The 5,598-nt window shown below is 71.9% G+C and carries 5 protein-coding genes and 1 pseudogene; 3 read left to right on the top strand and 3 right to left on the bottom strand.

All coding sequences use genetic code 11. From position 1 onward, the window contains the following. The 3 genes and pseudogenes from SACPADRAFT_RS34035 to SACPADRAFT_RS0215490 all read right to left on the bottom strand — a co-directional run. Positions 1-936, bottom strand: a pseudogene (locus SACPADRAFT_RS34035) (hypothetical protein); the annotation flags it as partial. Positions 937-1,012: 76 nt separating this feature from the next. Beyond that, complete coding sequence (locus SACPADRAFT_RS34425) at positions 1,013-1,675, bottom strand: hypothetical protein (RefSeq protein WP_007026256.1); 663 nt, start codon at positions 1,673-1,675, stop codon at positions 1,013-1,015. A gap of 85 nt (positions 1,676-1,760) precedes the next feature. After that, positions 1,761-2,426 (bottom strand): hypothetical protein, encoded by a 666-nt coding sequence (locus tag SACPADRAFT_RS0215490; RefSeq protein ID WP_007026255.1) that lies wholly within the window; start codon positions 2,424-2,426, stop codon positions 1,761-1,763. 260 nt (positions 2,427-2,686) lie between these two features. On the opposite strand from SACPADRAFT_RS0215490, the gene wzm reads away from it, so the two are divergent. From wzm to glfT1, 3 genes are read left to right on the top strand one after another with little or no spacing between them, the layout of a single operon-like run. Next, a complete protein-coding gene (gene wzm, locus SACPADRAFT_RS0215485) occupies positions 2,687-3,580 on the top strand; it encodes a galactan export ABC transporter permease subunit Wzm/RfbD (protein WP_007026254.1) in 894 nt (297 codons plus the stop codon). Positions 3,581-3,585: 5 nt separating this feature from the next. Beyond that, positions 3,586-4,389 carry a galactan export ABC transporter ATP-binding subunit Wzt/RfbE gene (gene wzt, locus SACPADRAFT_RS0215480; RefSeq protein ID WP_007026253.1) on the top strand — a complete coding sequence of 268 codons (804 nt, stop codon included), beginning with the start codon at positions 3,586-3,588 and terminating at the stop codon, positions 4,387-4,389. Between the two features lie 10 nt (positions 4,390-4,399). Further along, the gene (glfT1, locus tag SACPADRAFT_RS0215475; RefSeq protein ID WP_324604543.1) at positions 4,400-5,326 is read left to right on the top strand and encodes a galactofuranosyltransferase GlfT1; all 927 of its coding nucleotides are present in this window, start codon (positions 4,400-4,402) and stop codon (positions 5,324-5,326) included. Positions 5,327-5,598 lie beyond the last annotated feature (272 nt).

Genomic DNA, 5,598 nt, shown 5'->3' with positions numbered 1-5,598 from the left:
GAGCACGTACCCGACCCACCCGGCGGCCACCACGGCCGCGAGGAGCGCCCCGGCGGCGCGCGTCGCGCGGCGTACCAGCAGGACGCCGGTGAGCACGACCAGCGGTGCGAACGCGAGCAGCGTGTCCTCGAACCACATCGCGTCGGCGCCGCCCGCCACGCCTCCGGCGGGGATCCGACCGCTACCGGGCAGGGGGCGGCCGTAGAAGAGCCAGTGCCACACCACGAACGCCACCCCGAGGGCGGCGACCGAGCCGGTCCAGAACCAGGCGCGGCGGTCCCGTCGCCGTCCCCACAGCCACACCACCAGCGGCGGCAGGGTCATCAGCACGCCTTCCGGCCGCAGTACCCCGGCCAGCAGGACCCAGGTCGGTGGCTCCCACGCCCGCACCGGGCGCCCGGCGACGACGCCGAGACCGACCACCGTCGCGCGGAACACGACGGCCGTCAGCGCCGCCGTCTCCAGCCCGGCCGTGAGGTGGAAGTAGGTCGGCAGGAACAGGGTGAACGCCGCCCCGGCCACCAGTGCGGCGGGCAGTCCGGCCGACCGGCCCGCACTGACCAGCAGACCGCCCAGTACCGCGGCCCCGAGCAGCACCGACAACACCGTCGCGACGAGCTGCGGGTCCGGCCCGAGCGCCGCGAACGGGGCGAGGAGGGCGGCCCAGCCGAGGCCGGGCGTGCCGTCCACGGCGGCACCGCCCGGGTTCCAGACGGGACCGTGCCCGTCGGCCAGGTGCTCGCTGTAGCGGAGGACGACGAAGACCTCGTCCACGGTGAAATCCCACGCCGCGAAGACCCCGGCGGCGAACACCGCGGCCAGCGCGACCACCAGGGCCGTCCAGGCCACCCGACCCGCACCACGCCGGGTCCCGGTCCGGGTCGCGGGGAAACGGGCCGGTCCGCCGGCGTCACCGGCCTCGGGGGTGGTGCTCACCCGCACCGCCTTCTCGTTCGTGGGAAGCAGGAGGGTCGGCGTCGGCGGAGTCGCGCCGCGGGACGCCCACCCGACGCTACCCCTCCGCGTCCGGGGCGGACGAACTCCCGTCCGGTGCCGGGTCGGCATCGCCGGGGTCACCGCCGAAGCCGTTCGTGGCGTCCCCCGTGTCCCCGTCGGCGTGTGCCGGAACCTCCGCGGACACCGCGCCGGGTGCCCCGGTCCCGTTCGCCGCGCCGCCCCGGCGGGAGCCGGTGCCCGACGGGCCCCGGTCCGGGGCCCCCGTTTTCCCGGACGCGGTGTGCGCGGCGGCGTCCCGGTCGTCCTCCAGCCTGCGCAGCCGCTCCTCGTACATCGCGATGCCGGACAGCCGCACGCGCACCTGCGCGTGTTGCCGCCGGATGGCCTCCACCAGCATGCGCGCCTCCGCGATCTCCGACTCGCCGGTGGGCGACCCGGCGTTCCAGGTGATCCGGTCGCGCAGGTCCTCCAGTCGCCCCTCCTGGGCCGCGACGTGCGGCAGGAGGCGCTGCACCTCGCCGGTGGTCCGGTCGAGCTCGTCCCGGGCCCGTCCCAGCGCCTCCTCCAGCACGGCGATCCGGCGCCGGTGGTCGGTCAGCCGGGTGTCATGCCCGTCCAACCGGTCCCGCGTGCGGTCCTCGACGCGCAGGTCGACGAACCGGGCGAGCCGATCGCCCACACCGTCGCGGAGCAGTCTCAACGGGTTGAGTGACGTCATGGTCGCTCCTTCGGATGGCGTCGCGTTGTCGGGAGAGCTCCCCCTCGCCCCCGCGGGGCCGACCGTGTTCCCTCCGCCGGACCCGTCATGGCAGCAACCGTGCGGTCCCGGTGCCGACCCAGGAGTCGAGCAGCGCGTCCTCCGCGGGCCGCGGGTCGTCCCCGGGACCGGAGCCCCCGGGACCGAGGCCCGCGAGCACCAGTTCGGCGTCGGGGAACGAGGTCCTGGCGATCCAGGCGGCCACCGTCCCGGTGGCGGGTGTCTCCGGACCCGGTGTGCCGCGGTCCGGCCCGTCCCGCTCCGCGACGGTGTCCGGGGCGTCCGCCGGGTGCGTCGGGGCGAGCGCACGGATCAGCGGCCGGATGAACTCCCGGGCGGGCACCGGAACGAAGCCGAGGTCGACCGGCCACCACCGCGGCAGGTCCCGTGGATCCGGGTACGCCGGACCGGATTCCACCAGGAGGTAGAGCTTCGACCGGTAGTCGGCGAAGACCCATTTCGTCGCCCGCAGCGCACGGTCGAAGACCACGGCGTGCGTCCGCACCCCCACCGCGGGCGGCCCGTCGGGTTCGTCGCACACGTACTCACCCACCCGGATGACGAGGTCACACGCGTCGATCGCGGTGGCGCGCCCGGGGTCCGCAGGCACCGGCCGCGGACCCACCACGGCCACCGAACGCGGCCGCGGGCGGTCGGCGTAGACCCGCAGCAGCTCCACCGTCAGGTTCGGTGTGACGACACCCGCGTCCATGCGGCGGAAGCTATCAGGAGTCTCGTTCGTGCGCGAACCGTAATCAAAGATCAACAATCCGTGTCGCGCCGGTACGCCGACCGGCCACCGCGACGACGGGGGGCCACACCGGGTTCACATCGTCTTCACGAGGTGAGAACGCGCAGGTCGCGACCACCCGGGTCGGTTGTACCGGACCGCCCGATCGCCGCCGACGGTCGCCAGTACCCTCATATCCCGTGCACGCCACAAGCACTGTCGATCCCACGGAAACGGCCACGATGACGTCGGCACCTCCCCGCCCGGACAGCAGGTCGTTCGGACGTGCCTTCACCGACATGACCAGCGGGGCGAGACAGACCGAACTCTGGGGTCATCTGGCCTGGCAGGACATCAAGCAGCGCTACCGCCGGTCAGTGCTCGGCCCGCTGTGGATCACCATCAGCATGGGGATCACCGCACTGGGCCTGGGCATCCTGTACGCGGAGCTGTTCGGCTCGCAGATCTCGACGTTCCTGCCCTACATCACGACGGGCTTCATCGTCTGGAACTTCCTGCTGGGCTGTCTCACCGAGGGCACCGACACGTTCATCTCGAACGACGGGCTGATCAAGCACCTGCCCGCACCGTTGTCGGTGTACGTGCTGCGCACGGTGTGGCGGCAGACGATCATGTTCGCGCACAACCTGGTCGTGTACTTCGTCGTGATCGGGATCTTCTGGGGAGCGGTCACCACACCCGGGTACACGCTGCTGGAGAACGGGATCCAGCACCCGGGCCTGGGCTGGAACGCCCTGCTGGCGGTCCCCGGGTTCGCGCTGCTGGCGATCAACGCCGGGTGGGTGGTGATGCTGTTCGGGATCGCCTCCACCCGGTTCCGGGACATCCCCCAGGTGGTGTCCAGCTTCATCAACCTGCTGTTCTTCATGACGCCGATCGTCTGGTCCACCGACATCCTCAAGGACCGCTTCGGGGACACGGCGCCGGACTGGCGGAACTACGTGGCCGAGCTGAACCCGCTCTACCACTTCATCCAGATCGTGCGGGCCCCGCTCATCGGTAACCAGCAGAGCTGGCACCACTGGGCGATCGTCGGCGGCATCACCGTCGTCGGGTGGCTCCTGGCCCTTCTGGTGCTGCGCAACTACCGTGCCCGTGTCGCGTATTGGGTGTGACGAACATGGTCAGCATTGACGTCTGGAACGCCGCGGTCGACTTCCCGATCTTCGACGCGAAGAGCCGGTCGCTGAAGAAGAAGGTTCTCGGCAAGGTCGGCGGCAAGATCGGCACCGAGAGCCGGGTCCCGATCATCGAGGCCCTGCACGACATCACCCTGTCGCTGTCCACCGGCGACCGGGTGGCCCTGGTCGGGCACAACGGCGCGGGCAAGTCCACGCTGCTGCGGCTGCTGTCCGGCATCTACGAACCCACCCGGGGCGCGGCCCGGATCAACGGCCGGGTGGCGCCGGTCTTCGACCTCGGTGTCGGCATGGATCAGGAGATCTCCGGCTACGAGAACATCCTGATCCGCGGGCTGTATCTGGGCATGTCGCGCAAGCAGATGGAGAAGCGCGTCGACGACATCGCCGAGTTCACCGAGCTGGGTGACTACCTGTCGATGCCGCTGCGCACCTACTCCACCGGAATGCGGGTGCGGCTGGCGCTCGGCGTGGTGACCTCCATCGACCCGGAGATCCTGCTGCTCGACGAGGGCATCGGCGCCGTGGACGCCGCGTTCCTGAACAAGGCACGCGACCGGCTCGTGGACCTGGTGCGCCGCTCGGGTCTGCTGGTCTTCGCGTCCCACCAGGACGACCTACTGCTGGAGATGTGCACCTCGGCGATCTGGATGGACGAGGGACAGTTGCGGATGCAGGGGTCACTGCGGGAGGTCATCACCGCGTACAAGGGCCGGGACCCGTTCGAGAACCTCGACCAGGCCGCGCTGGACCGCATCGGCCAAGCGGCGGCGAGCGATGCCTGACGGGGGCCCCGTGCCGGAGACGGACCCGGGCAACGAGGTTCCGGAGCCGCTGGGTGCCGACGCGGTCGTGGCGGTCGTGGTCACCCGGCACCGCCGTGACCTGCTCGCCGAGTCGCTGAAGGTGGTCACGTCCCAGACCAGGCCGGTCGACCACCTCGTCGTGGTGGACAACGGCCCGGACCGGCCCGCCCGGGACGTGGTCGCCGACTGCCCCGTCCCGTCGACCTACCTGCCCTCGCACCGCAACCTCGGCGGCGCGGGCGGCTTCGCGCTCGGCATGCTGCACGCACTCGCGCTCGGCGCGGAGTGGGTGTGGCTGGCCGACGACGACGGCAGGCCCGCCGACGAGGACGTGCTGCGCGTGCTGTTGGAGGAGGCGCGGCGCCGGGACCTGGCCGAGGTGTCCCCGGTGGTCGCCAACATCGACAGCCCGGACCGGTTGGCGTTTCCCCTGCGGCGCGGCCTGACCTGGAAGCGCTCGGCCGACGAACTGGGGGACGACTTCCTGCCGGGCATCGCCTCGCTGATGAACGGCGCGCTGTTCCGCGCCTCCGCGCTGGAGGTCACCGGGGTGCCGGACCTGCGGCTGTTCGTCCGCGGCGACGAGGTCGAGCTGCACCGGAGGCTGGTGCGCTCGGGCCTGCCGTTCGGGACGTCGCTGCGCACCGCGTACCTGCACCCGAACGGGTCGGACGAGTTCAAGCCGATGCTGGGCGGTCGGTTCCACGCGCAGGACCCGGAGAACGACGTCAAGCGCTACTACACCTACCGCAACCGGGGCTTCCTGCTCTCCCAGCCGGGCATGCGCAAACTCGGTGCACTGGAGTTGCTGCGCTTCGGCCTCTACTTCGTCGGGGTCAAACGCGACCCCAGGGCGTTCGCCCGATGGCTGCGGCTGGTGCGTCAGGGCCGCCGGGAACGCTTCCACCGGTACTGACCGGTACTGACCCCGGAGGGGTGCCCCGGGGAGGCAGCACGCCGCGGAACGGGGAGCCGCCGCGGAACAGGGGACGTCGCGTTCCCGGTGAAGCCGTCACTCGCCGATGACCGGCGGCGCCGTGCGTTCCTCGGTGCCGAAGACGCTGTCCGGGTCCGCCTCGACGAGGTAGCTCGGCCGCTGGTGCTCCTCGTCCTCACCGCCCTGACCGCCACGCCCGGCACCGGCACCCATTCCGCCGCCACCCGCGCCGCCCCGGCCGGCCGCCGACG

Origin of the sequence: Saccharomonospora iraqiensis subsp. paurometabolica YIM 90007 (genome assembly GCF_000231035.2) — a bacterium.
In the GTDB taxonomy this organism is placed as follows: Bacteria; Actinomycetota; Actinomycetes; order Mycobacteriales; family Pseudonocardiaceae; genus Saccharomonospora; species Saccharomonospora paurometabolica.
Note: the sequence above shows the minus strand (reverse complement) of the source record. Positions and strands in the feature narration are given on the sequence as shown.